The organism is Sphingomonas yabuuchiae (genome assembly GCF_014199595.1).
In the GTDB taxonomy this organism is placed as follows: Bacteria; Pseudomonadota; Alphaproteobacteria; order Sphingomonadales; family Sphingomonadaceae; genus Sphingomonas; species Sphingomonas yabuuchiae.
The window spans coordinates 71,959-97,873 of record NZ_JACHNX010000011.1; the positions used below are offsets into that span (position 1 = coordinate 71,959).

26 protein-coding genes are annotated in these 25,915 nt (G+C 63.9%); 18 read left to right on the top strand and 8 right to left on the bottom strand.

All coding sequences use genetic code 11. The features are described from left to right. Window positions 1-176: 176 nt before the first annotated feature. The 8 genes from GGQ89_RS13770 (at window position 177) to GGQ89_RS13805 (ending at window position 9,310) form a co-directional block, all read left to right on the top strand. Window positions 177-2,675 carry a heavy metal translocating P-type ATPase gene (locus GGQ89_RS13770; RefSeq protein ID WP_184106160.1) on the top strand — a complete coding sequence of 833 codons (2,499 nt, stop codon included), beginning with the start codon at window positions 177-179 and terminating at the stop codon, window positions 2,673-2,675. 116 nt (window positions 2,676-2,791) lie between these two features. Continuing rightward, window positions 2,792-3,412 carry a DedA family protein gene (locus tag GGQ89_RS13775; RefSeq protein WP_076718514.1) on the top strand — a complete coding sequence of 207 codons (621 nt, stop codon included), beginning with the start codon at window positions 2,792-2,794 and terminating at the stop codon, window positions 3,410-3,412. A gap of 565 nt (window positions 3,413-3,977) precedes the next feature. Continuing rightward, window positions 3,978-4,664 carry a ZIP family metal transporter gene (locus GGQ89_RS13780; protein WP_076718511.1) on the top strand — a complete coding sequence of 229 codons (687 nt, stop codon included), beginning with the start codon at window positions 3,978-3,980 and terminating at the stop codon, window positions 4,662-4,664. 55 nt (window positions 4,665-4,719) lie between these two features. Next, a complete protein-coding gene (gene copM, locus GGQ89_RS13785) occupies window positions 4,720-5,103 on the top strand; it encodes a CopM family metallochaperone (RefSeq protein ID WP_240456337.1) in 384 nt (127 codons plus the stop codon). Next, window positions 5,100-6,059 (top strand): cation diffusion facilitator family transporter, encoded by a 960-nt coding sequence (locus GGQ89_RS13790; protein ID WP_298808925.1) that lies wholly within the window; start codon window positions 5,100-5,102, stop codon window positions 6,057-6,059. The genes copM and GGQ89_RS13790 overlap by 4 nt, the downstream gene beginning before the upstream one ends. A 29-nt stretch (window positions 6,060-6,088) precedes the next feature. Then, window positions 6,089-6,430 (top strand): TFIIB-type zinc ribbon-containing protein, encoded by a 342-nt coding sequence (locus tag GGQ89_RS13795; protein WP_184106161.1) that lies wholly within the window; start codon window positions 6,089-6,091, stop codon window positions 6,428-6,430. A 175-nt stretch (window positions 6,431-6,605) separates the two neighbouring features. Further along, window positions 6,606-7,697: an inositol-3-phosphate synthase gene (locus GGQ89_RS13800; RefSeq protein WP_076718508.1), complete on the top strand. Its 1,092-nt coding sequence runs from the start codon at window positions 6,606-6,608 to the stop codon at window positions 7,695-7,697. A 41-nt stretch (window positions 7,698-7,738) separates the two neighbouring features. After that, window positions 7,739-9,310, top strand: a complete 1,572-nt coding sequence (locus tag GGQ89_RS13805) for a mechanosensitive ion channel family protein (RefSeq protein WP_240456345.1) — start codon at window positions 7,739-7,741, stop codon at window positions 9,308-9,310. 281 nt (window positions 9,311-9,591) lie between these two features. Here GGQ89_RS13805 and GGQ89_RS13810 read toward each other — a convergent pair whose 3' ends face one another. Together GGQ89_RS13810 and GGQ89_RS13815 are read right to left on the bottom strand one after the other, a co-directional pair. Continuing rightward, window positions 9,592-10,323 carry a hypothetical protein gene (locus tag GGQ89_RS13810; RefSeq protein ID WP_076718506.1) on the bottom strand — a complete coding sequence of 244 codons (732 nt, stop codon included), beginning with the start codon at window positions 10,321-10,323 and terminating at the stop codon, window positions 9,592-9,594. A 2-nt stretch (window positions 10,324-10,325) separates the two neighbouring features. Further along, on the bottom strand, window positions 10,326-10,772 hold the full coding sequence (locus GGQ89_RS13815) for a disulfide bond formation protein B (RefSeq protein WP_156477765.1): 447 nt from the start codon (window positions 10,770-10,772) through the stop codon (window positions 10,326-10,328). A 1,245-nt stretch (window positions 10,773-12,017) separates the two neighbouring features. Here GGQ89_RS13815 and GGQ89_RS13820 point away from each other — a divergent pair. The 4 genes from GGQ89_RS13820 to GGQ89_RS13835 all read left to right on the top strand — a co-directional run bounded on the left by GGQ89_RS13820 (window position 12,018) and on the right by GGQ89_RS13835 (window position 16,470). Next, complete coding sequence (locus GGQ89_RS13820; RefSeq protein ID WP_022676113.1) at window positions 12,018-12,263, top strand: AbrB/MazE/SpoVT family DNA-binding domain-containing protein; 246 nt, start codon at window positions 12,018-12,020, stop codon at window positions 12,261-12,263. After that, the gene (locus GGQ89_RS13825; RefSeq protein ID WP_043061448.1) at window positions 12,260-12,646 is read left to right on the top strand and encodes a type II toxin-antitoxin system VapC family toxin; all 387 of its coding nucleotides are present in this window, start codon (window positions 12,260-12,262) and stop codon (window positions 12,644-12,646) included. The genes GGQ89_RS13820 and GGQ89_RS13825 overlap by 4 nt, the downstream gene beginning before the upstream one ends. Before the next feature lie 78 nt (window positions 12,647-12,724). Continuing rightward, window positions 12,725-13,840 carry a metallophosphoesterase family protein gene (locus GGQ89_RS13830; RefSeq protein ID WP_043061447.1) on the top strand — a complete coding sequence of 372 codons (1,116 nt, stop codon included), beginning with the start codon at window positions 12,725-12,727 and terminating at the stop codon, window positions 13,838-13,840. Continuing rightward, on the top strand, window positions 13,837-16,470 hold the full coding sequence (locus GGQ89_RS13835) for an AAA family ATPase (RefSeq protein WP_061780453.1): 2,634 nt from the start codon (window positions 13,837-13,839) through the stop codon (window positions 16,468-16,470). Before GGQ89_RS13830 ends, GGQ89_RS13835 begins: the two co-directional genes overlap by 4 nt. A gap of 332 nt (window positions 16,471-16,802) precedes the next feature. Here the strand turns inward: GGQ89_RS13835 and GGQ89_RS13840 are convergent, their stop codons facing one another. Genes GGQ89_RS13840 through GGQ89_RS13850 form a run of 3 tightly spaced genes read right to left on the bottom strand, consistent with a single transcriptional unit; the run spans window position 16,803 to window position 19,334 of the window. Further along, window positions 16,803-17,594: an SDR family NAD(P)-dependent oxidoreductase gene (locus GGQ89_RS13840; RefSeq protein ID WP_061780454.1), complete on the bottom strand. Its 792-nt coding sequence runs from the start codon at window positions 17,592-17,594 to the stop codon at window positions 16,803-16,805. Between the two features lie 48 nt (window positions 17,595-17,642). Beyond that, window positions 17,643-18,497: an SDR family oxidoreductase gene (locus GGQ89_RS13845; RefSeq protein WP_043061431.1), complete on the bottom strand. Its 855-nt coding sequence runs from the start codon at window positions 18,495-18,497 to the stop codon at window positions 17,643-17,645. 36 nt (window positions 18,498-18,533) lie between these two features. After that, a complete protein-coding gene (locus tag GGQ89_RS13850) occupies window positions 18,534-19,334 on the bottom strand; it encodes a DODA-type extradiol aromatic ring-opening family dioxygenase (RefSeq protein ID WP_174521625.1) in 801 nt (266 codons plus the stop codon). Window positions 19,335-19,464: 130 nt separating this feature from the next. Here GGQ89_RS13850 and GGQ89_RS13855 point away from each other — a divergent pair, with 130 nt between their 5' ends. Further along, window positions 19,465-20,373, top strand: coding sequence for a LysR family transcriptional regulator (locus tag GGQ89_RS13855; RefSeq protein WP_043061432.1), 909 nt, complete (start codon window positions 19,465-19,467; stop codon window positions 20,371-20,373). Window positions 20,374-20,591: 218 nt separating this feature from the next. Here the strand turns inward: GGQ89_RS13855 and GGQ89_RS13860 are convergent, their stop codons facing one another. Both GGQ89_RS13860 and GGQ89_RS13865 read right to left on the bottom strand, forming a co-directional pair. Beyond that, window positions 20,592-21,608 (bottom strand): zinc-binding alcohol dehydrogenase family protein, encoded by a 1,017-nt coding sequence (locus GGQ89_RS13860; protein WP_043061433.1) that lies wholly within the window; start codon window positions 21,606-21,608, stop codon window positions 20,592-20,594. An 84-nt stretch (window positions 21,609-21,692) separates the two neighbouring features. Then, window positions 21,693-22,628 carry a LysR family transcriptional regulator gene (locus tag GGQ89_RS13865; RefSeq protein WP_043061434.1) on the bottom strand — a complete coding sequence of 312 codons (936 nt, stop codon included), beginning with the start codon at window positions 22,626-22,628 and terminating at the stop codon, window positions 21,693-21,695. Window positions 22,629-22,741: 113 nt separating this feature from the next. Between GGQ89_RS13865 and GGQ89_RS13870 the strand changes: the two genes are divergently transcribed. From GGQ89_RS13870 to GGQ89_RS13890, 5 genes are all read left to right on the top strand, one after another. Then, window positions 22,742-23,536, top strand: a complete 795-nt coding sequence (locus tag GGQ89_RS13870; RefSeq protein WP_061780455.1) for a type 1 glutamine amidotransferase domain-containing protein — start codon at window positions 22,742-22,744, stop codon at window positions 23,534-23,536. A 71-nt stretch (window positions 23,537-23,607) separates the two neighbouring features. Then, window positions 23,608-23,904 carry a putative quinol monooxygenase gene (locus GGQ89_RS13875; RefSeq protein ID WP_043061435.1) on the top strand — a complete coding sequence of 99 codons (297 nt, stop codon included), beginning with the start codon at window positions 23,608-23,610 and terminating at the stop codon, window positions 23,902-23,904. Between the two features lie 10 nt (window positions 23,905-23,914). Further along, window positions 23,915-24,091, top strand: a complete 177-nt coding sequence (locus tag GGQ89_RS13880) for a hypothetical protein (protein ID WP_156477766.1) — start codon at window positions 23,915-23,917, stop codon at window positions 24,089-24,091. 18 nt (window positions 24,092-24,109) lie between these two features. Further along, window positions 24,110-24,850 carry an SDR family oxidoreductase gene (locus tag GGQ89_RS13885; RefSeq protein ID WP_043061436.1) on the top strand — a complete coding sequence of 247 codons (741 nt, stop codon included), beginning with the start codon at window positions 24,110-24,112 and terminating at the stop codon, window positions 24,848-24,850. A 111-nt stretch (window positions 24,851-24,961) separates the two neighbouring features. Further along, the gene (locus tag GGQ89_RS13890) at window positions 24,962-25,255 is read left to right on the top strand and encodes a putative quinol monooxygenase (RefSeq protein ID WP_037093999.1); all 294 of its coding nucleotides are present in this window, start codon (window positions 24,962-24,964) and stop codon (window positions 25,253-25,255) included. A gap of 148 nt (window positions 25,256-25,403) precedes the next feature. On the opposite strand, the gene GGQ89_RS13895 is transcribed toward GGQ89_RS13890, so the two are convergent. After that, complete coding sequence (locus GGQ89_RS13895; protein ID WP_043061437.1) at window positions 25,404-25,667, bottom strand: hypothetical protein; 264 nt, start codon at window positions 25,665-25,667, stop codon at window positions 25,404-25,406. Between the last annotated feature and the right edge of the window lie 248 nt (window positions 25,668-25,915).

The window sequence follows — 25,915 nt, forward strand, 5'->3', positions numbered from 1 at the left end:
TATTTAGTGCTGTCAATACGTATCTATAGCCTAGGCATGATCAACGCTAAACTAGGAGAGCTATGACTTTTCTCTAGCTTTTTATACGTCAACGTCTGCTTCGTACTTACCGCCGCAACATACGGGATATGCCGCTTTGCCCGCATCCGACCAAAGACCAACGTTGGGAGACCGTCATGAACGACAAGCTCGAACTCGACATTCCGATGCTGCTGCCCGACCTGCCCGATGCCGCCGACGCCTGCCTGGATCGCCTCGTCTCCACCCTGACGACGCGCGACGGTGTCGAAAAGGCCCACGTCATCACGGTCGACGGTGACGCCCCTGCAGCACTGTGCATCCATTTTGACGCCGCCAAGCTGCCGCTGCCGCGTCTGCGCGAGATGGTACGTGCGGCAGGCGCCGAGATCACCGAACGCTACGGCCATTCCATCTGGCAGGTGACGGGGATCACGCACGAACGCCGGGCACGCACCGTCGGCGACACGCTCGGCGCGATGCCCGGCGTTGTCCAGGCGAGCGCGAGCACCAGCGGAACGATCCGCGTCGAATACGATCGCCAGCGGACGGACGAGGACGAAATCCGTGCGTCGCTTCGCAAGCTCAAGGTAGGTCTCGGTGAACGGATCGCATCCGACGATCATGCCGGACACGATCACGGGACGGGCGACCAAACGAGGGAGGAGGAGCATGGCCCAGGCGACGGGCACGATCATTCGCACGCCGAGTTTCTAGGGCCAAACACCGAGTTGATCTTCGCTCTCGCCTGCGGTGCGCTGCTCGGGATCGGCTACGGCATCGAGAAGCTTATGCCCGACGCGGCGCAATGGCTGCCGACCGCCTGCTTCGTCGCGGCCTATTTCTTCGGCGGCTTCTTCACGCTCCGCGAAGCGATCGACAACCTGCGCCTCCGCAGGTTCGAGATCGACACCCTGATGCTGGTCGCCGCGGCCGGTGCTGCGGCCCTTGGCGCTTGGGCGGAAGGCGCGCTGCTGCTCTTCCTCTTCAGTTTCGGTCACGCGCTCGAGCATTATGCCATGGGTCGTGCCAAGAAGGCCATCGAGGCGCTTGCGAAGCTCGCGCCGGAGATCGCGACCGTCCGGCGGGACGGTCAGAAAAGCGAGATACCCGTCGAACAGCTGGTGATCGGCGATGTCGCGATCGTTCGGCCAAACGAACGCTTGCCCGCAGACGGCTTCATCATCAAGGGCTCCAGCGCGATCGACCAGGCTCCCGTCACCGGCGAGAGCATCCCGGTCGACAAGGTTCCCGTCGCCGATGCCGTAACCGCTCGTGCCAAGCCGGACGCGGTGAGTGCCGAAAGCCGGGTGTTCGCCGGTACGATCAATGGCGGGAGCGCGATCGAGATCGAGGTGACGCGCCGCTCCAACGAGAGTGCACTCGCCAAGGTCGTGAAAATGGTCAGCGAGGCGGAAACGCAGAAATCTCCGACGCAGCGGTTCACCGATCGCTTCGAGCGGGTGTTCGTGCCTGCCGTCCTCGCACTCGCCTTTCTCCTCCTGTTCGCCTGGGTCGTCGTCGACGAGCCGTTCCGCGACAGCTTCTACCGGGCGATGGCCGTGCTGGTGGCGGCAAGCCCTTGCGCGCTGGCGATCGCGACGCCGAGTGCGGTGCTTTCCGGCGTCGCGCGAGCGGCGCGGGGCGGCGTGCTGGTCAAGGGCGGCGCGCCGCTCGAGAACCTCGGATCGTTGAAGGCGATCGCCTTCGATAAGACGGGCACATTGACCGAGGGGCGGCCACGCATCACCGATGTCGTGGTAGTCGACGCTGCCGACGAGAACGAGCTACTGGCACTCGCCGTCGCGGTCGAGGCGCTCAGCGACCACCCGCTTGCGCAGGCGATCGTCAAGGACGGCCGCGAACGACTGGGCGCACGCGAACTTCCCGAAGCCGGAGACCTCAAGAGCCTCACCGGCCGCGGCGTCACCGCAACGGTCGGGGACGAGACAGTGTGGATCGGGAAGGCCGAGATGTTCGGCAAGGAAGGCATTCCGGCGCTTGGCCAAGAGGCATCGAGTGCCATTGCAACACTGCGCGAGAGCGGCCGCACCACGATGGTCGTGCGGATGGGAGACAGAGATCTCGGCGCTATCGGTCTCATGGACACGCCGCGCGAAGCTGCAAGGACCGCGTTGCGTCGTCTGCACGACATGGGTGTGTCGCGAATGATCATGATCTCCGGCGACCATCAAAAGGTCGCCGAGGCGATCGCGCGGGACGTCGGGATCGACGAAGCTTGGGGCGATCTGATGCCCGAGGACAAGGTGGCCGCAATCAAGAAGCTGGCAGGCGAGGACAAGGTCGCGATGGTCGGCGATGGAGTCAACGATGCACCTGCCATGGCGAGTGCGACCGTCGGCATCGCGATGGGCGCGGCGGGCTCGGACGTTGCTCTGGAAACCGCAGACGTGGCGCTGATGGCCGACGACCTGGCGCACCTGCCGTTCGCGGTCGGCCTCAGTAGGCACACGCGAGGGGTAATCCGCCAGAACGTCTTCGTCAGCCTGGGCGTCGTCGGCTTCCTCGTGCCGGCAACCATCCTGGGACTCGGCATCGGACCCGCGGTGGCGGTGCACGAGGGATCGACCTTGCTGGTCGTCGTCAACGCCTTGAGGCTGCTAGCCTACCGCGATCCGACCGGTAGGGCAGGATGACGGTGGAAGCCGTGAGAACGCCCACGTCTGAAAAGACAGTTGCGTGCAGCAGCCTGGGGATGTTGCTCGAGCATCGTCTTCGGCTGCGCCCGCGACGCTCGGGGATCTGAATCACAATGTTCGACATCATACTGGATGTACTTTCCTCCTTGGGAGGTTTCGGCGTTTTTTTGCTGATGCTTTTGGAGAACGTCTTTCCGCCGATCCCGTCGGAGGTGCTCCTGCCGCTCTGCGGCTATGTCGCCACGCGAGGTGAAATCGGCGTGCCAGCCGTCATCGTCGCCGGCACGCTCGGATCGGGTGTCGGTGCGCTCCTGTGGTACTATGCCGGTCGCTGGGTCGGCGTCGATCGCCTGAAGCGCTTCGCCGCCTCGCACGGCCGCTGGCTGACACTGACCCCAAGCGAGATCGATCGGGTTGACCGCTGGTTCGATCGGCGCGGGCGCTGGGCGGTGCTGTTCGGACGCATGATCCCGGGCATCCGCACGCTGATATCCGTGCCGGCCGGCGTCAGCGGAATGCCGCTCGTACCGTTTCTCGTTGCGACGTTCGCAGGATCCGCAATCTGGACGAGCGTCCTGGTGGTGGCCGGCTTCCGATTGGGCACCCGGTATCGGCAGGTGGCCGACCTCATCGAGCCCACCAGCAACGCCGTGATCGTTGCCGCCTTCATCTGGTACGCCTGGAGGGTCGCAACGTTCGATCCATCGAGGGGGGGCACTGATGGCCCTCAGTAATCTTCGCGCGCGTCGATCCATTCGGGCCCAGGCCCGCTCGGATCGCACCCGGATCCGTTCTTCGGCGGGCGCCTTGAGTGGCCGTGCGATCGCCCTGCCTGTCCTGCGGACCATCACAGGGCAGAAGCGTTGCCTGACCACACGATGAAGACGCTTCAGCTTCTCGCCGCTCTTCTTCCGGCCGGCCTGTGGCTCCTGGCAGCCAACCTGCTTGTACGCACGACGCGCCTTGGCAGAACCTACAGGCTGATCTCCACCCCGCATGTGCTCGTGCTGATCCGATGGATCGGAATGTTCCATCGCATCGGATTCGCGACATGGAGGCGCCGCGGAGGGAAGTGGCACTGGTCCTCACAACCAGGGCCGATCGCATGATTGTGAGGATCCGAACGTCGGCATACCGACCGGCATCGACCGCATCGTGGGAGCGACGATACGCTGCGAAGACGCCGAAGCGCCGCAGCGGTCAGAGCACGATCCGACTTCGGACGATTGGCGACGGAAGGCCGTCCCGACCGACCGGGCGAAGCCGATCGCGCGGACATTCGCGTTTGGGAGTACTGCCATGCTGGCACTGAACTACACCATCATCCCGACCATCGCGGTCATTCTGGGCGCGATTGCCGCGGTCGTGCGACGTCCCGGTGCCGCCTTCACCAGCGCCATGCAGCATCTCGCGGCCGGCGTCGTGTTCGCCGCGGCGGCGACAGAGATCCTTCCGCAGGTCAAGCATGAGGCGAGCCCGACCGCGACGTTGATCGGCGGGGCCGCCGGTGTGGCGGTCATGCTCGCGCTCAAGGGCTTCGAGGAACGCTTCGAAGGTCCCGCCGCGCTGCTGGGCGCGATCGGGATCGATCTGCTCATCGACGGCCTCGTGTTGGGACTGGCATTCGTCGCCGGCGCCAAGGCCGGCATCCTGCTGACGGTCGCGCTGACGCTCGAGGTGCTGTTCCTCGGCGTGACGCTCACGACGGAACTCGGTGAGACCATGCGCTCCAGGCTGCGGGTCGTGCTGACGGTCGCAGGCCTCGCCCTTCTGCTTCCGATCGGATCACTGGCCGCGCTGCCGGTGGCCACACTGTCACCCGTGGTGATCGCTGGCTTTCTGAGCTTCGGCCTCATGGCGCTCCTCTATCTGGTCACCGAGGAGCTGCTGGTCGAGGCGCACGAGAAGCCAGACAGTCCACTCATCAGCGCCTTCTTCTTCATCGGCTTTCTCGCGCTGCTCGCGCTTGAGGAGATCGCCGGATGAACCACTTCGATCCCGATCGGCGCCCTGCGCCCACCCATCCGAAAGGAGAGACGACATGCCCACGATGAAGAGAATGCTGGCGGTCGCGGCCGTCGCCGCGACCGCGTCGGTGAGCGCGCGACCGGTCGCGCAGACCATGCCGCACGGACGGCACCCGCGACCGGCCGCACCGACAGGTTCTCCCGCGACGCGGGCGTATCGCGCAGCCAACGCCAAGATGCACGGCGTCATGGACATTCGGTTCACCGGGGATGCCGATGTCGACTTCATGCGTGCGATGATCCCGCACCACGAAGGCGCGATCGCGATGGCGGAGGTCGAGCTGAGATACGGCCGCGATCCCGAGGTGCGGAAGCTCGCACGGGAGGTGGTCATGGCGCAGCGGGCTGAGATCTCGCGGATGCGCATCTGGCTCGCGAAGCGGGAGGCCGGCAAGTGAGCGCCGACCACAACCACGGTGCCGAAGCGCACGATGTCGCCGAAGGTCACGGGCACAGCCATGGTGCGGGCGGTCACAACCATGCGGCCGGCGCCAACGCCAAGATGCTGAGCTGGGCGCTCGCGCTGACCTTCACCTACTTCATCGCGGAGGTGGTCGGCGGCTTCGTCTTCAACAGCCTGGCGCTCCTCTCGGACGCCGCCCACATGATGACCGACGTGATGGCGCTGGTGATCGCGCTACTAGCTATAAAGCTGGGCCAGAAACCGGCCGACGACAAGCGGACGTTCGGGTATCGTCGTTTCGAAATCCTCGCTGCGGCCTTCAATGCTGTGCTGCTGTTCGGCGTAGCGATCTACGTCTTCGTCGAGGCGATCAAGCGCTTCAACACCCCACAGGAGGTTCAATCCTGGGGCATGCTGATCGTCGCGACGATCGGACTCGTCGTGAACATCGTGTCGATGCGGTTGCTGATGGCGGGTAAGGAAGGCAGCTTCAACGTCAAGGGCGCCTATCTGGAGGTTTGGGCCGACATGATTGGCTCCGTCGGCGTCATCGCCGGCGCTCTCACCATCCGCTTCACGGGTTGGACCTGGGTCGACCCAATCGTAGCGGTCGGCATCGGCCTGTGGGTCCTGCCGCGTACGTGGATCCTGCTGCGCGACACCAGCAACGTCCTACTCGAAGGCGTTCCGGGCGGCCTCAAGCTCAGCGAGGTTCGCACCGCCATCGCCGGCGTGCGCGGCGTCGCCGACCTTCATGACCTGCATGTCTGGTCGATGAGCAACGACGAGGTGAACTGTACGGTCCACCTCGTACTCGATCGCGGTGCCGACGTCGATGGGACGCGCGCGGCCGTTCAGGCGCTTCTGCGAGACCGATACGAGATCGGACACAGCACGATCCAGACTGAGGTTTCGGGACGCGATTGCGCCGAACAGGGCATCCATCCTTGAGCCTCACGGACGAACCTCAAGGGCAGGCCATGAACGACATCCCATCGTCATCGCAGCGCCGTGCCGGCGCTATGCTGGATCCCGGACGTCAGCTCGGACTGCTGACCGCCGACCGCCGGGGGGGCGAGCTCGACTATCGCACCCGCTGCCGAGGCGTCTGGTTCGACCCGAGCAGACTCGACAAGGTCACCGCGCGAAATCCCGCCTCCGCTGGCATTGATGGTCCGCGGGACAGCCCGCATCCCACCAGCGCCCGCTTCCCTGCCCGGGGGCCTGAAACCAGACCGAAGAGCACGCCCGGCATTCGCGGCGCTGGCCGCCATGAGCGAAGTCGACGAGGGGGCTTGATCGACGGCCTCTTCAACCACTGAAAAGCAAGGTGACGAAGAGCCGTCGCTTGCAAGCAGCATTCAAGCCGACGTGATCAAGGGCGCCGCCAATCCAGGCGGCGTCCTCGGCATGATAAGAGCGATGTCCACGCAGGCGTCACGCATGGATGCTCACCATCGATAAAGCCGAGCTACGGCTGCATACCGGAGTGAATTCGTGAAACTCACCAACATCGCCATCGTCGGCATTGGCAACTGCGCGAGCTCGCTCGTCCAGGGGCTGGAGCATTATCGCGAAGGCACCAACGACGCGGCCGGCCTGATGCACTGGGAAGTCGGCGGCTATGAACCCTCCGACATCAAGGTCGTCGCCGCCTGGGACGTGGATGCGCGCAAGGTCGGCAAGGACGTCGCCGAGGCGATCTTCGCCAAGCCCAATTGCACCGCGGTGTTCGCCGCCACCATCCCGTTGACCGGCACGGTGGTGAAGATGGGCGCGGTGCTGGACGGCGTCGCCGACCATATGAGCGAATACAAGGACGACCGTACCTTCGTCGTCGCCAACGACACCCAGCCGACCAAGGAAGAGGTGGTCGCCGAACTGAAGCGTTCGGGCACCGACGTGCTGATGAACTACCTGCCGGTCGGCAGCCAGGAGGCGACCGAATTCTACGCCGAATGCGCGCTGGAAGCGGGCGTCGCCTTCGTCAACAACATCCCGGTCTTCATCGCCTCCAACCCCGAATGGGCGAAGCGCTTCGAGGATGCCGGCGTCGCGATCATCGGCGACGACATCAAGGCGCAGCTGGGCGCGACGATCGTCCACCGCGTGCTGACCGACCTGTTCGCCAAGCGCGGCGTGAAGCTGGACCGCACCTACCAGCTCAACACCGGCGGCAACACCGACTTCCTCAACATGTCCAACCACCGTCGCCTCGCATCCAAGAAGGTGTCGAAGACGGAAGCCGTGCAGTCTGTCGCGGCCAAGCGGCTGGAGGACGACAACGTCCATATCGGCCCGTCCGATTACGTGCCGTGGCAGAACGACAACAAGGTGTGCTTCCTGCGCATGGAAGGCCAGCTGTTCGGCGGCGTGCCGATGAACCTGGAACTGCGTCTGTCGGTTGAGGATTCGCCCAACAGCGCCGGTGTCGCGATCGACATGATCCGTTGCGCCGCGATCGCCAAGGACCGCGGCATCGCTGGCGTGATCGACCCCGCATCCGCCTATTTCTGCAAGCATCCGCGAACCCAAATGACCGACGACCTCGCCCAGATCGCGGTCGAGAACTTCATCGCAGGCGCATGAGGCCATCGATGCTTCGTATATCACGCCTGCACTTGATCGGCATGGTGCTCCTCGCGGGCGCCGTGCCGGGTCGGGCACAGTCGCAGGCCGCCCCGAAAGCCGGCGCGTCCGCGTCGTCCACAAAGCCCCCGACCGACATCTATGGCCGCGACACGCCGCGAGGCACCGTCTCAGGTCTTCTTTCCGCAATGGCCGAGCGCGATTACAGTCGGGCCGGCCGCTACTTCGAAGCCAAGGCGGACGTTCGCCGTCTGACGGAGGAGCTTCAGTCCGTATTGGATCGGAGCGGTGCGATCGATCCGTTCGTTTCGCTGTCCAACGACCCGCAGGGAAATCTAGAGGACGGTCTCGGCGCCAACATCGAACGGGTAGGAAGCCTCTCGAGAACAGGTGACGTTCCCATACTCCTTACGCGTGGCGGAACGGCAACGGCCGGCAACGTCTGGCGTGTGGCGCTGAAGACCAGCATCGCCGCACGGCGGCTGCACGAGCATAGGAACACCGGCAAAGGCGGGCAACCGATCGAAATCGGGGGCGCCGCGGTCGGGGACTGGTCGACCCTGCTCGGCCTCGCGTCGCTCGTCTTCCTTGGCTTCTACGTGGTCAGCGCCGGGATCCTCTTCGTGATGAGGCGCACGATCCACGATCACGAAAGGAGCAGGACCTATCGTGTGGCCCAGGCGGCGATGCCGCCGGTAAGCCTGTTCGGGGCGACCCTGCTGTTCCAGCTATGGGCGGGATCGCTGCCGGTCTCCATCATCGCACGGCAGATCCTGCTGCGGTACCTGGGTGTTTTCGCCTGGATCGCGCTGGCGTGGTTCTTCGCCCGCATGATCGATGCGGTGGCACAGCTCAGCATCAATCGGCTCAAGGGGCTGGAACGACGGCAAGCGGTGTCCGTGATCAGTCTCGTCCGTCGCGCTGCGAAGCTCGTCCTGCTGTTCATCGCGGTCGTGGCCGTCCTCGACACGTTCGGGATCGACGTCACGACGGGGGTCGCCGCATTGGGCATCGGCGGCATCGCCTTGGCTCTCGGGGCGCAGAAGACGGTCGAGAACCTGGTCGGCAGCGTGACGTTGATCGCAGACAAACCCGTGCAGGTCGGCGATTTCTGCAAGGTCGGTGACGTGGTAGGCACGGTGGAGGACGTCGGCATACGTTCCACTCGCATCCGCACCTTGGAGCGGACCGTGGTGACCATTCCAAACGGAGATTTCTCGGCGCGACAGATCGAAAACTTCGCTCGACGGGACTCCTTCCTATTCAATCCGATCATCAGGTTGGAGCACGGGATCAGGTCCGACAAGCTGCTCGCGACCCTCCACATGATGACGGAAATCCTGGAGGCGAACGAACATATCATCAAGCCGGGCGCGCGGGCGCGCCTGAAGGACATTAATCTGAGCTCCGTAGACATAGAAATCTTCTCCTACATCAAGGCCGAGGACTTCGACGAGAGCTTGATCATCCGACAGGATTTGCTCTTGAAGATCCATGCCAGCTTGGAGAAGGCTAAGGTTCCGATAGCCTACGCCACGCAGACCGTTCACCTGAAGCATGTGGATACCGACTCGGACGACGTGCCTGCGGAAGTCTCGCCGATTATAACCTGAACCTGGGACTTGCGCAGGGTGCGGGAGCGTGTTCGTCGAAGAAAGGTGCATCTAATGCGATGATGCAGGTCTTACCTGCGCTGCATCATCAGAAGCCACAGGTCCTCTCATACATGCGATGGCGTTCGATCCGGCTCATGCCAGTGAAACCATTCTTAGCGGATTTGCATCTTTCCCCTGCCGATCCGCAATTGAGGTTTGGACACGGCGGATCCTCATCAATAGCTCGTCAATCGACGGAGGCGCTGCGCGCTTCGGTTTCCCACGCGCAGCGCCTCGGCTCACGGCAACCTGACTGTCGCCAGTCCCGAGTTGCCCGTTCGGCCGTTCACGGCGTTGACGTAGATCTTCGCCTTCCCGGCTCGCGGTAGGGTGATGCGCCCACTGAACGTCCCAGGCGCCGCGGTGAACGCAAGCGGCGCGCTCGCCAGTTCGTGGCGCCCGCTCCAGATGCTCGCAGTGACGGCGTAATCGGCGGATGGCCAAGGTCCATCGGGAGTTATCGGGCAGCCGCACATCAGCTCGACCTTGGCCGTGATCAAAACCGATCGGCCCTGCGTCGATATGGTGGGCGTGATCGCGAGCCCCGGTAGCTCGACAAGCCAGCCATTGCCTGCCGTCACCGGCACGCCTGGGACGATCCAGCGCTGCGATCTCACGCTGATGCTGGATCGAGGACGACCTATGGGGCCCTCCACCTCAAGGTCAACGAGCGTCGGCTCGCCGAGATCGAGAGTGACCTTGTAGGATGCGGCATCGGCAAGCGCGATCGAAGGGCTGCGTCGAGACGCCTCCATGATCCGCTCCGTGTCGCCCGTCCCGCCCCTTGTGACGCCGCGTGCGAGCACCCTGCCCGATTTCACCTCGCGCAGCGTGATGGATGCTCCTCCCGTGTGATCGCCGACGAACTTCCCGTCCTGGCTGATTACCCGCACGACGATCTGCGTCGGCTCGGCCGCCGCGGGCGCGACCATCAAGAGCCATGCGATGCATGCCACCGTCGACTTCAGCATGATCAGGCCCTCTCCGTCCGAAGCGTCTGCCTCGCCGAGACCTCGAAGATGATCCCGAGCTGAAAGGACATGATCACGATGGCGCACGACGAGAGGATCGTCGAGTCGAACCAGATCGGATCATGAAGCTTGAACGTCCCTTTGAACATCGCGAGCCAGCCGCCATTGAAGTTCTGCATCATGCCGACGCCCAACCCGAGCGTGGCAACAGCGACTGCGGCATACCGGAGGAAGAACCGATTGCCGTACGGGAGAAGCAGAATCAGTATCCCCAGGATACCGATCGCCGAACGTTGGACTCGACAGAACGGACAGGCGTAGGTCGCCTGTGTGAGATCCAACGTCCAAGTGGCGACGCTGATCAGGATCGATACAAGCCCTGCCAGGAGCAGGAAGCGTTTGGTGCTGATGGCTGCGAGCGTTGTCTCGCTGTGACGTTGGCTGAGCATGAAGGTATGTTCCTCGCTTAGGTCGAGTCTGGTCGCGCGCCATCCGCGGACCGGAGGCGTCATGCGACCTTTCGAATCTTCCATCGGTCATGGAATTATGGTTGGAGGCGGCGGACGCAGAGGATGCCGCCTGACCGATGCCTAGCGGGTCGAGGGTGGTCCCCGTAGTGGAGGACGAAGACGTGGAGGAGCCGGCACAGTGCTTCGTACGGCGTGGAAGATCGACGTCTTGATGATGAAAGCGAGGGCGGCAGTCAGTAGGACCGGATCGACCGCCGAGCAGATCGAGGTGTCCGTGGCGGAGACCGAGCACGGTGACGCAGGGCGGATGGATTCGGAGCCGTCGCGCGTGTCCGTCGACGCACCCGGAACCTGAACGAGGGTCACCAGCGGACCAGAGCTCGTGCAAACCGCCATGACCACGTGGTTGCCCGCCCTCTGCGGCATGAAGCCGCTCGGGACGACGAGTCTTGCTGCGATCGCGAGCACCGCGAACCATATCGCCAGATGGCGCGAACATGGTTGTTGGAGCATACCCATGATGACGGGGTACATGACGTTCAACGCCGTGTCATGCAGGTTGTGGGCTTTCGACCGGAGAGTTGGTGCTTGATGCCGCGAGCGTGTTCACACCGACGACCAGCGGCGCGACACGTACGTCTCGCCCCATCCATCCGGGGAGCGGCCAAACTTTCAAATGTCCGGGATCCACAGGTAGTCCGATGGTGTGCCCTTCGCGAGGAACACGGGCCCGCCGGCACCGTGGCCGTTCGGTGCGGTAGCCCCAGCGCCCGCCTTGAAACGCATCGACGCCGCTACCGCGTGGATCGCGGCGCGAGGTTCGGCTTCCGCGACCAACGGTGTGCCACGTGACACACCGCGGGCTACTGGCGAGAAAGAAATCGATCCCGTCTTACGGGTCGACGATGATCGGGCGCTTCGGATCTATGGATCGGTGCGTATGGTCTTTTATAGCTAGCTCATCGCATGCAAAACGCACCAAAATTGAGAGTGGTACCTTTGAACCTGTAGCACACGGAAAGTGTACTGAGACCCGGTAGTGCTATACGGGTATACCCAAAACGCACCTCCTAAAAAGCGCATCTGGCAGGATCGTAGCGGTGTGACACGTAAGGACAAGCATGACATTGGAGTGGAAGATAGGCGCAAGAGCGACATTGTTGTCGTAGGCGGACGTTTTAGCTATATTGCATCGAAGTGGTGCATCGGGGCTGACGTGCTAACATGACCTTGCAAATTAATATTACCCCTAACGGGCGCATGAGTCTGCCAGCGGACGTCCGGAAGCGCCTCGGTCTGAGTGGCGGTGGTGCGGTCTACCTCGACGAAACCGAAGATGGTGTGGTCTTGCGAACAGCAAGTCAGGCAGTGGCACGTGCCCAAGCCCTGGCCAAGCAGTACACCGGCGGTAACCCTGACGCTTCTGTTGACGCTTTTCTCGCCCGACGTCGGGAAGAGAGCGGCGAATGAGCGTGGTGCTTGACGCGTCTGCGATCATCGCGATGCTCAAGGGCGAGCGCGGCGCGGCAAAAGTTGCGGCGGAAATCGGTGGCGCGCGAGTGAGCAGCGTCAACTATGCCGAGGTCGTCAGCCACTTCGTCCATGCCGGCATGCCCGAGCGCGAAGTCGATGCGATGCTTGATCCATTGCCGCTGACGGTCGTGCCGGCCGACAAGGCGCTCGCGCAGATCGCTGGGCGGTTGCGGGCGGCCACAGCCGAGGCGGGGCTCAGTCTCGGTGACCGTTTCTGCCTGGCACTCGCACGGCGCGACGGTCTGCCCGCATGGACCAGCGACCAGAATTGGAAGAAGGTCGCCGACGCCGTCGAGGTCAAGGTTGTCGCGATCCGCTGACTTCGTACGGTCAAGGGTTAGGGGAGCGGGTAGGGGGCTCGGCTCGACTGCCATGGCCCACACCGCCAGAAGGTTTCGATGCTACGCCTGATCCACACAGCAGACTGGCAACTCGGCAAGCCATACGGCCGCTTCGACAGCGATGTGCGCGCTGCCCTCAGCGAAGCCCGATTCGATGCGATTGACGCGATCGGCAAGGCGGCAGCGGAGCATGAGGTCAGGCACGTACTGGTCGCCGGCGATGTGTTCGATACCGAAGGACCAGAAGACCGTGTGATCGTGCAGGCGGTATCGCGAATGCAGCGCTATGCCTGTACCTGGTGGCTGCTGCCCGGCAACCACGACTTCGCCCGCAATAGCGGCTTGTGGGACCGTGTCCGCGCCAAGGGCGCCGCCAATGTCCGCGTCCTCGCCGAGCCGGTGCCATGCGAGTTGGAGCCCGGGCAGTGGCTGCTGCCGGCACCGCTAACCCACCGGCACAATCTCGACGATCCAACCGCGCTGTTCGACACGATGGAGACGCCAGGCGCGCGCTCGCGCATCGGTCTCGCTCACGGCTCGATCCGCGACTTCTCGTCGCGCGGCGAGGCGCAGAACCAGATCGCACCTGATCGCGCGCAGCGCTCCAACCTCGACTATCTTGCGCTCGGCGACTGGCACGGGAGCCTCAGGGTCGATGCGCGCACCTGGTACTCAGGAACGCCAGAAACCGACCGCTTCCAGCGGGATGAGCCGGGCTACGCTCTGCTCGTGACGCTTGAGGCAGGGGCGGAGCCGTCGGTATCGCCAATCCGTACTGGCAGGTTCCAGTGGCTGATGCGCTCGTGGACGGTGGCCGACGCGGAGGGCTTTGCCGCCGAGTGCGACCGGCTGCTTGCGCAGGTCGAACCATCGGCAACCCTCCTGCAGCTCTCGCTCTCGGGTATCGTCAGTTTGTCCGATCGTATCGCGATCCTTGCGCGTCTCGACAATGACCTGCGCCATCGCCTGCGCCATCTGGTGGTTACCGCCGACGATCTCGTCGGTCGGCCGAGCGAACAGGATTTGGCAGACCTGCGGGTCGAGGGAATGATAGGTACGGCCGCGGGCAAGCTGATGAGCATGATAGAGGCCGGTGGCAGCGACGGCGCCATTGCCAGGCGCGCGCTTGAGCGCCTGTTTGTGGAACATCAGCGTGGGCAGGACGCGGCATGAGCCTTCGAATCCGGCGCGTTGCGCTTTCAAACTTCCGCAAATACCGCGACCCCTTCGTGCTCGACGGGCTGACCAACGGGCTCAACGTCATCATCGAGCCCAACGAAACTGGTAAGTCGACGCTGCTGGAAGCGATGCGCGCCGCCTTCTTCATCCGGCACAACACCGCCAACCGGCTTGCGCGTAGCTATGCGCCTTACGGTGAGGCCGTCGCTCCGCAGATCGAGATCGGCTTCGAGGCGAAAGGTGAGGCGTGGGAAGTCAGCAAGCGCTTCCTGAAAAGTGCTTCGGTTGAGGTTCGGGGACCGAACGGGCGTGCGCAGGGCGAGGATGCCGAGGCGCAGCTGCAAGCACTGCTCGGTGCGCGTCGCGACACCAGCCAGGGCGGCGACGCGGCCGCCCACGGCGCACTCGGCCTGCTGTGGGTCGGGCAGGCACAGGCGCTTGAAGTGACGGCGCCGGGTGAGATCGTGCGCGACAGCGTTCGCGCTACGCTGGAAGCTGAGGTCGGCACGATCATGGGCGGTGCCGCCTACCAGCGTGTTCGTCCCCGCATCGACAGCCAGTTCGCGGAATACTGGACCAACAGCGGTCGGCCGACCGGTCGCCAGACCGCGGCACGCGACGAGCATGAGGCAGCACAACGCGCCGCGAGCGAGGCGGCCACTCGGCTTGCCGCCTTGGAACAAGGCTTCTCCGATCTCGAGGCTGCGCGAGCGCGGCTAAAGGTGCTAGACCGCGATCTTGCCGATACCACCGATGCTGAGCAGCGTCGGACGCTGGTAGGCCAGCTCGATGTGGCGCGCTCTGCCGCTCAGCTGCTCGACACACGCCGCGCAGAGCACGGCCGCCTTGTCGAACGCGTCAGGGCCCTTGAGGATCTCGCATCGCGCCTCGCAACCGCCCGCAAAGCTGTCAGCGACACGGCTACGGCGCTCAGCAAGGCACGGGATAGTCGATCCGGCTTGGTCGGGGAGCTGGCGGCCGCACAGGAAAGAGCGAGGATAGCCCGTGAGCTGCTAACCCGTGCTCGTGACACTCGGCGGACCGCTCACGCGGCACTTGATGCTGCTCGGATTCGGGCTGCGGAGCGCGAGCGCCGGGGGGCAATCGGCGAGGCACGACGGCGTTATACCGAGTTGGTTGGGCTGGAGGCCGAATACGAAGCGACGCGACAGCTCGCGACTGCGACGATCCCTGCCACCGTCATCAAGGCCCTCGAAGAACGTGAACGTGCCGTGGACAAGGCGCGGGCGGCTATGGATGCCGGTGCGACGCGGATAGAGTTCGCCGGTGATGTCAGCGGTCTGACGATCGACGGAGCTGCGGCGGAGCGTGGAGACCGCATGCTGTCTCGCGAGACGCGCATCAGACTGGGCGATGCCGAACTGATCATCCGTCCGCCGGTCGGGCTGCAAGGCGCCGAGACGGCACTCGCCAATGCGACCGATGATCTGAACTCAGCCTTGGCTGAGCACGGGGTGGAGAGTGTCGCTGCGGCTCGTGATCGTAACGAGGCGGCACGAGACGCGGTCGCCAACCTTCGCACGCTTGAAGCGCGGATCGCCGGGATCACGCCTGCCGTGACGTTGCTCGACGTCGAGGCGGGTGCTTCGGCCCTGAAACTTTTCATCGCCGGATTGCGGGAAGGCGCGGAAGGGGAGGGGAGTGGCGAAGAACCAGACGTCGAGGCGCTGACGATCGCGTCACGTGAGGCGGATATAGCGCTGGCAAAGGCTGAAGGTGTCGATGCGGTGGCATCCGAGCAGTTGCGCGAGGTGGAGGCGCGCAATGCTCCATTGATGGTTCAGGAAGCTGGCGCCGAGCGGGATGCGCTGAATGTCGCGGCCCAGCTTGCCACCCTGGAAGCCAAGTCCGAGGTGGCCTCGCTTGACGACGCTTTGCGCGATGCGCGCCAGCAGGAGGCGGCAGCGCTCGTCAACCTGCAGGATGCCGAACGCGCGGCGACTGCGCATGACGTTGTGACGATCGAACGGCAGATCGGACTGCTGGACAAGCGGGTCGAGGTGGCCCGGGCCCAGCGTACCGACCTGGAAAAGGTGATTGCCGGGCTCGAGGCGCGGATCGAGGCGGAAGGCGGCAAGGGGCTGGCCGACCGCGCCGCAGTTGCGCGTGAGGAGGCTGATGCCGCAGCTGCCAATCTGGCACGTGTGACGCAGGAAGCCGAAACGCTGAAGTTGCTTCGCGACACTTTGGAGAGCGCACGCGCCGAGACGTCACGGACGTTCGTCGGGCCTGTGGCGCGGCGTGCGCGCCGGCACATCGAACGGCTGCTGCCGGGCGCGGACCCCGGCTTTGGCGACGACCTTGGCCTGGCGTCGATTGCGCGGGGCGGATTAGCCGAGGGTTGCGGCGATCTCTCCAGGGGCACGCAGGAACAGCTGGCAGTCCTCACGCGGCTTGCCTTTGCCGACATGCTCCTCGAGCAGGGCATGCCGGTCTCGCTGATCCTGGACGACCCGCTGGTCTATTCGGACGATACCCGCCTCGATCTTATGACCGAGATTCTGACGGAGGCAGCAACGCGAATGCAGGTCATCCTGCTTACCTGTCGTGATCGCGCCTTTCGCCATCTTGGTAACCGGATTAGCCTGGCGGGAGGTCGGTAACGGAACCTAGAAATTCTGGTGGTTAGCGGACCGGCCGCTTTTGGGTAAAGCAAGGCGCATAGCTGACGTTGGCTACCGCGGCCCCCGTTCCGATTGGGATCCCATGCGAGACGGGATCCCGAAACCTTGGGGTGTCATCTCGCCCTCAACCGGACCGGCCACCAGCGGCGCATTTTTCAACAGCCCCGGTCGATTTTCTGGCGGTCTGGCTTTCCGTTTCGCCACGCTCGACAAGCAGTTCGGGAAACGGCACCCGCCTTGCCGTATGTCGTGCAACTCGCGCATTGGTAGTGCTGGCCGCCCTTCCCAATCGGGATAGGACAAACTGAAAGTCAGGCGATCGTATCCACCACACCGCCGTCAACGCGTAGCGCCGCACCGGTGGTCGCGGACGCTTGTGGAGAGGCGATGTACACGCACAGGTTGGCGACTTCCTCGACCGTGGCAGCGCGCTGGATGATCGAGGACGATCGGTGTGCCTTGACGAAATCGGCGCCGGCCTCTTCCAACGATTTGCCCGAGGCGACCGCATCCGCCAGCATCTCGGATACGCCCTCCGAGAGCGTCGGACCGGGAAGGATAGCATTCACCGTTACACCCGTACCCGCCATGCGCTTGGCGAGGCCACGCGACAGGGCGAGGTCGGCGGTCTTGGTCACGCCGTAGTGGATCATGTCCGCCGGGATGTTCAGGCCCGACTCCGAGGACAGGAACAGCACGCGACCCCAGCCCTTGTCGCGCATCCGCGGCAGATAGGCCCGGGACAGGCGTACGCCCGACAGCACATTGACCTTGAAGAAGCGTTCCCATTCCGCGTCAGGCGTCTCGAAAAAGTCCTGCGGGCCGAAGATGCCGGCATTGTTGACCAGGATGTCGACCGCCGGAAGCGCGGATACGATGGCATCGCATCCGGCTTCCGTTCCAACGTCTCCGGCTACACCGCGCACATCGGCATCCCCGACCTCACGCTTCAGCCTGGCCACCGCCTCCTGGGTGCGGCTCTCGTCGCGCCCGTTCAGGACGACGATCGCCCCGGCTGCCGCCAGCCCCTTCGCGATTGCGAAGCCGATACCGGCGGTCGAACCGGTCACGAGCGCTGTTTTGCCGGAAAGGTCGATGTTCATGCGCTATCTCCAGGGATGGCTTTTTAACCGTCGGAGGATTGCGTAACGTCAGCCCTGCGCGGCGAGTTGCGCCCGCACGGCGTCGGCCAGCGGCGTCGTCGGACGTCCGATCAGCTTCGAGAGCTGATGGCCGTCATCGAACAGCGCGCCGTTCGAGGCATCGACGTCCCACGCCGCGAGCCCTTCGGCGAAGCCCTCGGGCAGGCCGACCTGCTTCAGGATCGCAGCGTAGTCGGCCTGCGGCAGGTCGCGGTACGGGATGTCGCGACCCGTCTGGCGCGAGATCTCGGCGGCAAGGTCGGCAAGCGTCACCGCGTCGTCACCAGCCAGCTCATAGGTCTTGCCCTCATGGCCCTCGCTGGTCAGCACGACGGCTGCGGCCTCGGCATAATCGGCACGGGTCGCGAGCGACAGGCGTCCCTCGCCAGCGCTGCCGACGAACGCGCCATTCTCCAGAGCCGCCGGGATCGAGCCCGTGTAGTTCTCGGTGTACCAGCCATTACGCAGGAGGGTCGTCGGGATGCCGGAGGATGCCAGCATCGCTTCGGTCGCACGGTGCTCCTCGCCTAGGCTGATCGGCGAGCGGTCGGTGTGGAGCAGGCTGGTGTAGACGATACGCTTGATGCCCGCCTGCTTGGCGGCCTCAATGACGTTGCGGTGCTGCGGCTCGCGCTGCCCGACTTCGCTCGACGAGATCAGGAGCAGCGTGTCGACCCCGGCCAGTGCCGGAGCAAGCGTCTCGGGCTGCGCGTAATCGAACGCGCGTGCCTCGACGCCCAGATCGCTGGCCTTCTCGGGCGAGCGCACCAGCGCCACGATCGGCTCGCCGGTCGACTTGCGCTTCAGGCTTTCGATGACGAGGCGGCCAAGCTGGCCGGTCGCGCCGGTGACGGCGATGGTCATGACAATTCTCCTTCGATGACGCGTTGAGAGTTGAGATCAGTTGAAACGGAAGCCGGAGATGGCGGTCGACAGCACTTCCTCGGCATAGACCCGGGCGCCTTCGCCTTCGGCCGCGCCGGCCGCGACCATCAGGGGCAGCAGATGCTCCTCCTTGGCCGGGGGATGGGCGAACCGCGCCGAGGGCGCATCGGCCCATTGCGTAAGACGCTCGGCCCGCTGTGGGCCGTCCAGCTCCATGCTTTCGGCCAGCCACTGGTCGAACGCCTGCGAGCCGGGCGTCGAGCGCGGATCGCCATAGGCGCGCATGTTATGGAAGCTCATGCCCGAACCTAGGATCAGCACACCTTCCTCACGCAGCGGCGCAAGGGCGCGGCCCGCAGCGACATGGAGGGCCGGGTCCAGCCCGCGCTCGACGGACATCTCGATCAGCGGAATGTCCGCATCCGGAAAGGCGACCTTGAGGGGCACGAACACGCCGTGATCCAGGCCCCGCTTCGGGTCGACAGACGAGGGGATGCCCGCATCCTTGAGCAGAGCCGCGGCACGGGCGGCGAGCGCTGGTGCGCCCGGCACGTCGTAGCGCAGCTGATAGGTATGGGGCGGGAAGTTGTAATAGTCGTAGATCAGCTCGGGCCGTTCGGCGCCGGTGAAGGCGAAGCCGTCCGTCTCCCAGTGTCCCGAGACGACGAGGATGGCCTTGGGCTTCTCGGCAAGCGAGTTCGGCAGGCTGCGCAGGAACGCTTCCATACCGCTCCACACGCCGCGCGGATCGTCCATGAAGAAGCAGGGGCCGCCGCCATGCGGGATGAAGTAGGTAGGCTGGACGCTCATGGTCATACACTCCGGTGCAGGCGCCACGGAAGCCGCCTGGATCATTGTTCGATCTGTTGACCGGAATATGTGCCCGATATCGCGCAATGATAATCGTTCGCGTAGAAGGATCAGCTTCAACCACGGGTAGGAAATCATGGCTGATCGATTGACGGGTATGGACGTGTTCGTCCGGGCGATCAGGCTCGGTGGCATCTCTGCTGCCGCACGCGATCTGCACATGTCGCCGGCGATGGCGGCCAAGCACCTAGACGCCCTCGAAGCGCGGCTCGGCACCACGCTGATCCAGCGCTCGACGCGTCGGCTGTCGCTGACCGAGGCAGGCACCGACTATTTCGAAAAGGCCGAACGTATCCTGATGGAGATCGGAGAAGCCGAGGCGGAGGCATCGTCGCGGTCGATCACCGCGCAGGGACTGCTGCGCGTCAGTGCGCCCGCCACCTTCGGCGTTCTGCACCTTGCCTCACTCATCCCTGCTTTCTCCGCACGTCATCCCGAAGTGACGATCGAACTGGGCTTCAACGATCGTTACGTCGACCTGCTGGAAGAACGTTGGGATGTCGCCGTACGGATCGGGCGCCTCGCCAACAGTGCGCTTGTTGCCCGCAAGCTCGTGGCGATGCGCGTCGTGTTGTGTGCCGCACCCTCTTATTTGGCGAGGCGGGGAACGCCAACCCGCCTGGCCGATCTCGGCGATCACGATTGCCTGGGCCACACCAACGCGTCGCTTGCAGGAACGACATCGTGGGCGTTCGGCAAAGACGGGACGATCAAGGTGCCGATCTCAGGATCGATGTGTTCCGACAATGGCGAGGCCTTGGTTCGCGCTGCCATCGCGGGCCAAGGGCTGGTCTATGGGCCACGCTTTATTGCGGCAGAGGCGCTTCGCGCCGGCCAATTGAGCGAGCTTGAGCTGGACGAGCCGCCTATGATGCTGGGAGCGGCATATGCCATCACACACCCGACGCGGCGCCCCGCCGCCAAGACGCGGGCGTGGATTGACTTCTTAGCCGAAGCACTCCCCGCTCTTGGCACCGATTGGTGAGAGGCCGAGCTAGCAGACGTCCCGAGTTTTCACCCGAGGACCGCGTCTGCTATCTCAAAACATCACGGTCTTTTATGATTGTAGATATCAGTGACCCAGCGAAAGCGACGCCCACAACCGCACATGGCTGGCATCGATAACGCCGAGGCTTGGTCCTTTTCAGTTGGTGCGGCGGGGGCCGCGGGCACGGCGGACGTTGCGGGTGAGCGTGAACCGCATCACTGCCAACCCTCGATGACGATCTTGCCGCGTGCGGTAGTGCTCTCAAGCGCCTGGTGCGCACGCTTGAGGTTCGCGGCGTTGATGGGGGAGAACCGTTCGGTGAGGGTGGTGCGCACGTCGCCGGCGTCCACGAGGCTGGCGATGGTCGACAGGATCTGACCCTGCGTTTCCATATCAGCGGTCTCGAACATGGACCGGGTGAACATGAACTCCCAGTGGGTCGACACCGACTTGCGTTTGAATGGTACGACATCGAGCGTCTTGGGGTCGTCGATGAGCGCAAAACGTCCCTGCGGGGCGATCATCTCGGCGATCTGCTCGATATGCTCGTCGGTGTGCGTGGTCGAGAAGACGAAAGCCGGCGCGCCAATGCCCAAATTCGCCACTTGCCGAGCCAGCGGCTGGCGATGATCGATGACATGGTGCGCACCGAGCTCGGCCACCCAGGCCTGCGTTTCAGGGCGCGAGGCTGTCGCAATGACGATCAGCTCGGGTACCTGGCGAGCAAGCTGGATTGCCATCGAGCCTACCCCGCCGGCACCCCCGACAATCAACAGCGCATGTGCTGCACCGGCTACAGGAGTACGCACGGACAATCGCTCGAAGAGGGCCTCCCACGCAGTGATCGCCGTCAGCGGCAACGCCGCTGCCTCTGCCCAATCGAGGCTAGCCGGCTTCTTCCCGACAATGCGCTCGTCGACCAAGTGCAACTCGGCGTTGGTCCCATCGCGGCCGATGCTACCCGCGTAGAACACCTCGTCGCCCGGTTCGAAGCCGCGCACTTCAGGGCCAACCGCGCGAACGACACCGGCGGCATCCCAACCCAGGACGCGCCAATCACCGTGGATCGAACCCGAGCCAGCGCGCACCTTCGTGTCAACCGGGTTTACCGAGACAGCCTTGACCTCGACGAGGAGATCACGGCCGGTAGCGTTGGGATCGGGAAGTTCGATATCGACGAGAGCTTCTGTGCGATCGATCGTTCCGGGCTGCTGGTAGCCGATTGCGCGCATGATAAATCCTATCGTCAGAGGCTATATAGCGAATTTTGTTACCTACGGGATACGCACAAGCGACGTCGCGGTTCGACATCGTCCTCAGGCTGGCGACGGCGTGGCTGCCGCTGCCGTCTTCCCCGTGAGGTCAGTGATGACCGCGCCGATCAGCGCCCGTAGCCAGCGGTGTGCGGGATCATGCCGATAGCGGACGTGCCAAGCCATTTCCACGGGAAAGCTGCCAAGGTCGACCGGAGCCGGCAGGATCTTCAGCCGGGGGTCGTGCATCAGCCGCCTGCAGATGAGCGAGGGCAAGGTGGCGCAATAGTCGGTCACCGCCACCATCTCGGCTACCGCGAAGAAGTTTGTCACGGAGATTGCGACGTCGCGCTTCAGCTGCTGTTGCGCCAGCGCCTGGAACAGCCCGGCGCGCATCCGTCCGGGCGGCACGATGTTGACGTGCTTCATCGCCTCGAACTGCTCGCGCGTCATGGCATCGCCGACGCCCGGATGGTCGGCGCGGACGGCGCAGGCGAGCCCTTCGTCCATCAGGTGCTGGACGACGAGGTTGTCGGGCGGATCGACGATGCGGCCCAGCACGAGCGCCGTCGTGCCCGACACGACGCCTGTTTCCACAAGATCGTTGCCGTAGGGCGTCAGGCGGAGCTTGATGCCGGGCGCGACCTTCTCCAGGCGCGCCACGACAGCGGGGACCAGGACGAACTCGACATAGCCGTTCGGCGCGATGGTGAAGAGCCGTTCGGCCTGTGCGGGATCGAAGGCCTGCTGACCGAGGACCGCGTCGTCAAGCTGCGCGAGTGCCTCGGCGATCAGCGGTGAGAGTTCAAGCGCGATCGGGGTCGGCTGGATGCCGTAGCGCTCGCGGACGAACAGTTGGTCCTGAAGCATCAGTCGTAGACGCGATAGGGCATTAGACAGGGCGGGCTGTGTCATGCCCATTCGCTCGGCGGCCCGCGTGACGCTGCGCTCCTCCATCAACGCCACGAAGATCGGCAGCAGGTTCAGATCGTAGCGCACGCAGTCATCCTGTCAGACGTATATCTGACATTAGAAAGATAAACTTCTAGAATATATCAACTAGGCCCATTTCCCATCCATCGGCGACGGGCGCCGCGAACATGGAGGTTCAGATGAGCAAGGGTCAGGTTCTCGTTCTTGGATCGAACGCGACACAGCTCGGTCTGCGTGGCGGCAGTACCGCAACGGTCGGTCAGTATCTCAACGAAACGGCAGTCCCCGCGCTGGCACTGCTCGACGCCGGCTATGATATTGTTCTCGCTACGCCCAATGGGACCAAGCCGCACATCGATGCCGGTTCCGACACGAAGGACCACTTTGGCGGTGATGAGGCGGCATACCAGCGCGCCAAGGACTTCTTCGCCAGCCACCCGGCCATGAACGACGTCCGCACGCTGAAATCGGTCGTCGACGAGGGTCTGGACGGCTTCGTTGGCGTGTTCGTGCCGGGAGGTCACGCGCCCATCGTCGATCTGATGCAGGACCGCGATGCGGGCACGATCCTCCGTCACTTCCACGCGGCGGCCAAGCCGACCGCGCTCCTCTGCCACGGACCGGTGGTCGTTGTTTCTACGCTCGACGATGCTCCGGCCTTCCGCAAGGCGCTGGAGGAAGGCGATGACGCCGGGGCGGCCGACCTGGCGCGAGACTGGATCTACTCAGGCTACCGCATGACCGTCTTCTCGGCGAGCGAGGAGAAGATCGCTGAGGAGCAAGTGCTGAAGGGCGAGCTCTTCTTCGACATGGAAAAGGCGCTGCGGTCGGCCGGTGGCGACGTCTCTGTCACCGACAAGAACTTCGCTTCGAATGTCGTCGTGGACCGGGAGCTGATCACGGGTCAGAATCCGGCGTCGGACCAAGCCATGGCCGACGCTTTGATCGAAGCCCTCGATCGCGCCGCTGCGTGAGTACCAGGATGACGGGCGGGGCGCTCAGGATGCGCCCCGCTTCGGATATAACCAGGACAGGATATGGTGCCATGACCGCCAACGTGAAGATCGTCGCCGTCCTAACCGCCCGTGCGGATACCGTCGACCGCCTGCGCGCTCTGCTCGACGCCATGCTAAAGCCAAGCCGTGCCGAACCGGGCAATTTGCGCTACGATCTCTGGCAGGACCAGAGCGATCCGAACCGCTTCGTCCTCGACGAGCTGTACGCGGACGCGGATGCGGTTACCGCCCACCGCGCGACGCCCCACTTCCAAAACTACCTCTCTCAGATCGGCGATCTGGCCGAGCGCGCCACGTTTGTCCTCAACCCCGTCTCCGCGACCTAAGGGTGCTGCCATGGGCAAGCTTAAAGAATGGGTGGGGTCGGCGCTGCTGGCACAACCGTTCTACATAGAGGAGCTGCGGATGATCGGCCTGTTGGCACCTGCGCTTCGCGCGGGCCTTATCGGCCTCGTTCATCCACGCGGCTACCGCTGGCGCGGGGCCGCGACGCAGCGAAAAATCAACATCTGAAGTGAAGGAAACACAGTCATGACCAAAGGTATCGAAGGCAAGGTTGTTCTCATCACCGGCGGGAGCACCGGCATCGGCGCCGAGACCGCGCGTCTTCTCGCCGAACGCGGTGCGAAGGTCGCCATCGCCGCACGGCGCAAGGACAAGCTCGACGAGGTCGTCGCGCAGATCGCCGAGAACGGCGGAACGGCACGCGCCTATGCGCTCGACGTCACCGACAAGTCGGCGGTCCAGACCGTCGTCGCCGCGATCGTCGCCGACTTCGGCCGTCTCGACGTACTGATCAACAACGCCGGTCTGATGCCGATCCGTCCGATGGCCGAGGTCAACACCGACGAGTGGGACCAGATGATCGACGTCAATTTGAAGGGCACGCTCTACGGCATCGCCGCGGCTCTTCCCGGCTTCCTGGAGCAGGGCAGCGGCCACATCATCAACCTGAGTTCGGTCGCCGGCATCAAGGTCTTCGCCCCGGGCGGCACGGTCTATTCCGGCACCAAGTTCGCCGTCAGCGCGATCAGCGAAGGTCTTCGCCAGGAGGTGGGCGAGAAGGTCCGCGTCACGTCGATCGAGCCCGGAGCCGTCGAGAGCGACCTGAAGTTCACGACGTCGGGTACGGCTGCTGAGACGGTGCTGGACTTCTACAAGCAGGCCATCCCGGCGGCATCGGTGGCGCGTGCTATCGCGTTCGCTGTCGAACAACCTGATGACGTCGACGTCAACGCGATCGTCATCCGGCCGACCGCACAGCAGTTCTGATTTCGACGAGGAGGCGGGGCCGCGTTTGCTCCGCCTCATGGGGAACGTAGCGGCCCGCTCTTCCGTTACTCTGCCGAATAATGACTGTCGGTTTCACTTGAGGAGTCATTTATGCCCAAACTTGCCCTGTATGTACCACTGAAGGCCAAGCCCGGAAAAGAGCGTGATGTCGCCAATTTCCTGACCTCGGCATTGCCGCTCGTTCAAGCTGAGGCGGGCACTCTGACCTGGTATGCGATCGAGGAAGGTCCCGGTGCGTACGCGATCTTCGATACGTTCGACACAGAGGAGGATCGGCAAGCCCATCTCGACGGCAAGGTTGCCGCCGCACTGATGGACAAGGCAGAAGAACTTTTTTCTGAACCGCCGCAAATTCACAAGTTCACCCTGCTGGCCGCGAAATAGCCGAGCGGTCGGCACCCTAAGCTGCTGTCTGACTGCAGGGTAAGGTTCGTGTTTCTATCCGGAATGGGTGGCCCGGCCGTATCGGGAAATGAATAGATGAATATGGCAGGTCATCCGCAATAGTGGATGACCTTGTCTTCTGCACTTATCATATCTCTGAATTTAACGATAAGGCGCCGTTGATGGGTCGCGACGTGACGGCACCATTCGTTCGCGGGAGGGTGCCGAACGCGAGCGATGACTTGCCCGAGCCCGATATGCCGGTGAACACCACGAAGGCGTCGCGCGGTACATCGACGTCAATATTTTTGAGGTTATTCTGGCGCGCGCCGCGAACCTGCACGCAAGCGGGCAGCCCCGTATGCCCATGATCGGTGGCCGGCGTCGTCGCGTGAATATCCTTGCTCTTCAATTCAGTCTTCCTGCCCTATCCGCCCGTGCGGCCCGTGGTTCATCACAGTCGGGGAACAGATGAATGCTTTTCCGACTCAATACATCCAAAGGTCAGGCTGGCCCGATATTCGGCACCTTTGAAGTATTTTTCCAGCAGTGGACAAAGGTTACGATAAAACCATTTTCCCTGTTGGGTCGCGCGACGAGGCCACACACACTCCGCTGGTAAGCGCCTGGGCTGGGCGGCCCTGGTCCGTGCCGCTATCG

Coding starts and splice junctions, on each gene's coding strand:
- GGQ89_RS13770 (WP_184106160.1), top strand. CDS start 177: ATGAACGACAAGCTCGAACTCGACATTCCGATGCTGCTGCCCGACCTG.
- GGQ89_RS13775 (WP_076718514.1), top strand. CDS start 2,792: ATGTTCGACATCATACTGGATGTACTTTCCTCCTTGGGAGGTTTCGGC.
- GGQ89_RS13780 (WP_076718511.1), top strand. CDS start 3,978: ATGCTGGCACTGAACTACACCATCATCCCGACCATCGCGGTCATTCTG.
- copM (WP_240456337.1), top strand. CDS start 4,720: ATGCCCACGATGAAGAGAATGCTGGCGGTCGCGGCCGTCGCCGCGACC.
- GGQ89_RS13795 (WP_184106161.1), top strand. CDS start 6,089: ATGAACGACATCCCATCGTCATCGCAGCGCCGTGCCGGCGCTATGCTG.
- GGQ89_RS13805 (WP_240456345.1), top strand. CDS start 7,739: ATGGTGCTCCTCGCGGGCGCCGTGCCGGGTCGGGCACAGTCGCAGGCC.
- GGQ89_RS13810 (WP_076718506.1), bottom strand. CDS start 10,323: ATGCTGAAGTCGACGGTGGCATGCATCGCATGGCTCTTGATGGTCGCG.
- GGQ89_RS13815 (WP_156477765.1), bottom strand. CDS start 10,772: ATGCTCAGCCAACGTCACAGCGAGACAACGCTCGCAGCCATCAGCACC.
- GGQ89_RS13820 (WP_022676113.1), top strand. CDS start 12,018: ATGACCTTGCAAATTAATATTACCCCTAACGGGCGCATGAGTCTGCCA.
- GGQ89_RS13825 (WP_043061448.1), top strand. CDS start 12,260: ATGAGCGTGGTGCTTGACGCGTCTGCGATCATCGCGATGCTCAAGGGC.
- GGQ89_RS13830 (WP_043061447.1), top strand. CDS start 12,725: ATGCTACGCCTGATCCACACAGCAGACTGGCAACTCGGCAAGCCATAC.
- GGQ89_RS13835 (WP_061780453.1), top strand. CDS start 13,837: ATGAGCCTTCGAATCCGGCGCGTTGCGCTTTCAAACTTCCGCAAATAC.
- GGQ89_RS13840 (WP_061780454.1), bottom strand. CDS start 17,594: ATGAACATCGACCTTTCCGGCAAAACAGCGCTCGTGACCGGTTCGACC.
- GGQ89_RS13845 (WP_043061431.1), bottom strand. CDS start 18,497: ATGACCATCGCCGTCACCGGCGCGACCGGCCAGCTTGGCCGCCTCGTC.
- GGQ89_RS13850 (WP_174521625.1), bottom strand. CDS start 19,334: ATGACCATGAGCGTCCAGCCTACCTACTTCATCCCGCATGGCGGCGGC.
- GGQ89_RS13855 (WP_043061432.1), top strand. CDS start 19,465: ATGGCTGATCGATTGACGGGTATGGACGTGTTCGTCCGGGCGATCAGG.
- GGQ89_RS13860 (WP_043061433.1), bottom strand. CDS start 21,608: ATGCGCGCAATCGGCTACCAGCAGCCCGGAACGATCGATCGCACAGAA.
- GGQ89_RS13870 (WP_061780455.1), top strand. CDS start 22,742: ATGAGCAAGGGTCAGGTTCTCGTTCTTGGATCGAACGCGACACAGCTC.
- GGQ89_RS13875 (WP_043061435.1), top strand. CDS start 23,608: ATGACCGCCAACGTGAAGATCGTCGCCGTCCTAACCGCCCGTGCGGAT.
- GGQ89_RS13880 (WP_156477766.1), top strand. CDS start 23,915: ATGGGCAAGCTTAAAGAATGGGTGGGGTCGGCGCTGCTGGCACAACCG.
- GGQ89_RS13885 (WP_043061436.1), top strand. CDS start 24,110: ATGACCAAAGGTATCGAAGGCAAGGTTGTTCTCATCACCGGCGGGAGC.
- GGQ89_RS13890 (WP_037093999.1), top strand. CDS start 24,962: ATGCCCAAACTTGCCCTGTATGTACCACTGAAGGCCAAGCCCGGAAAA.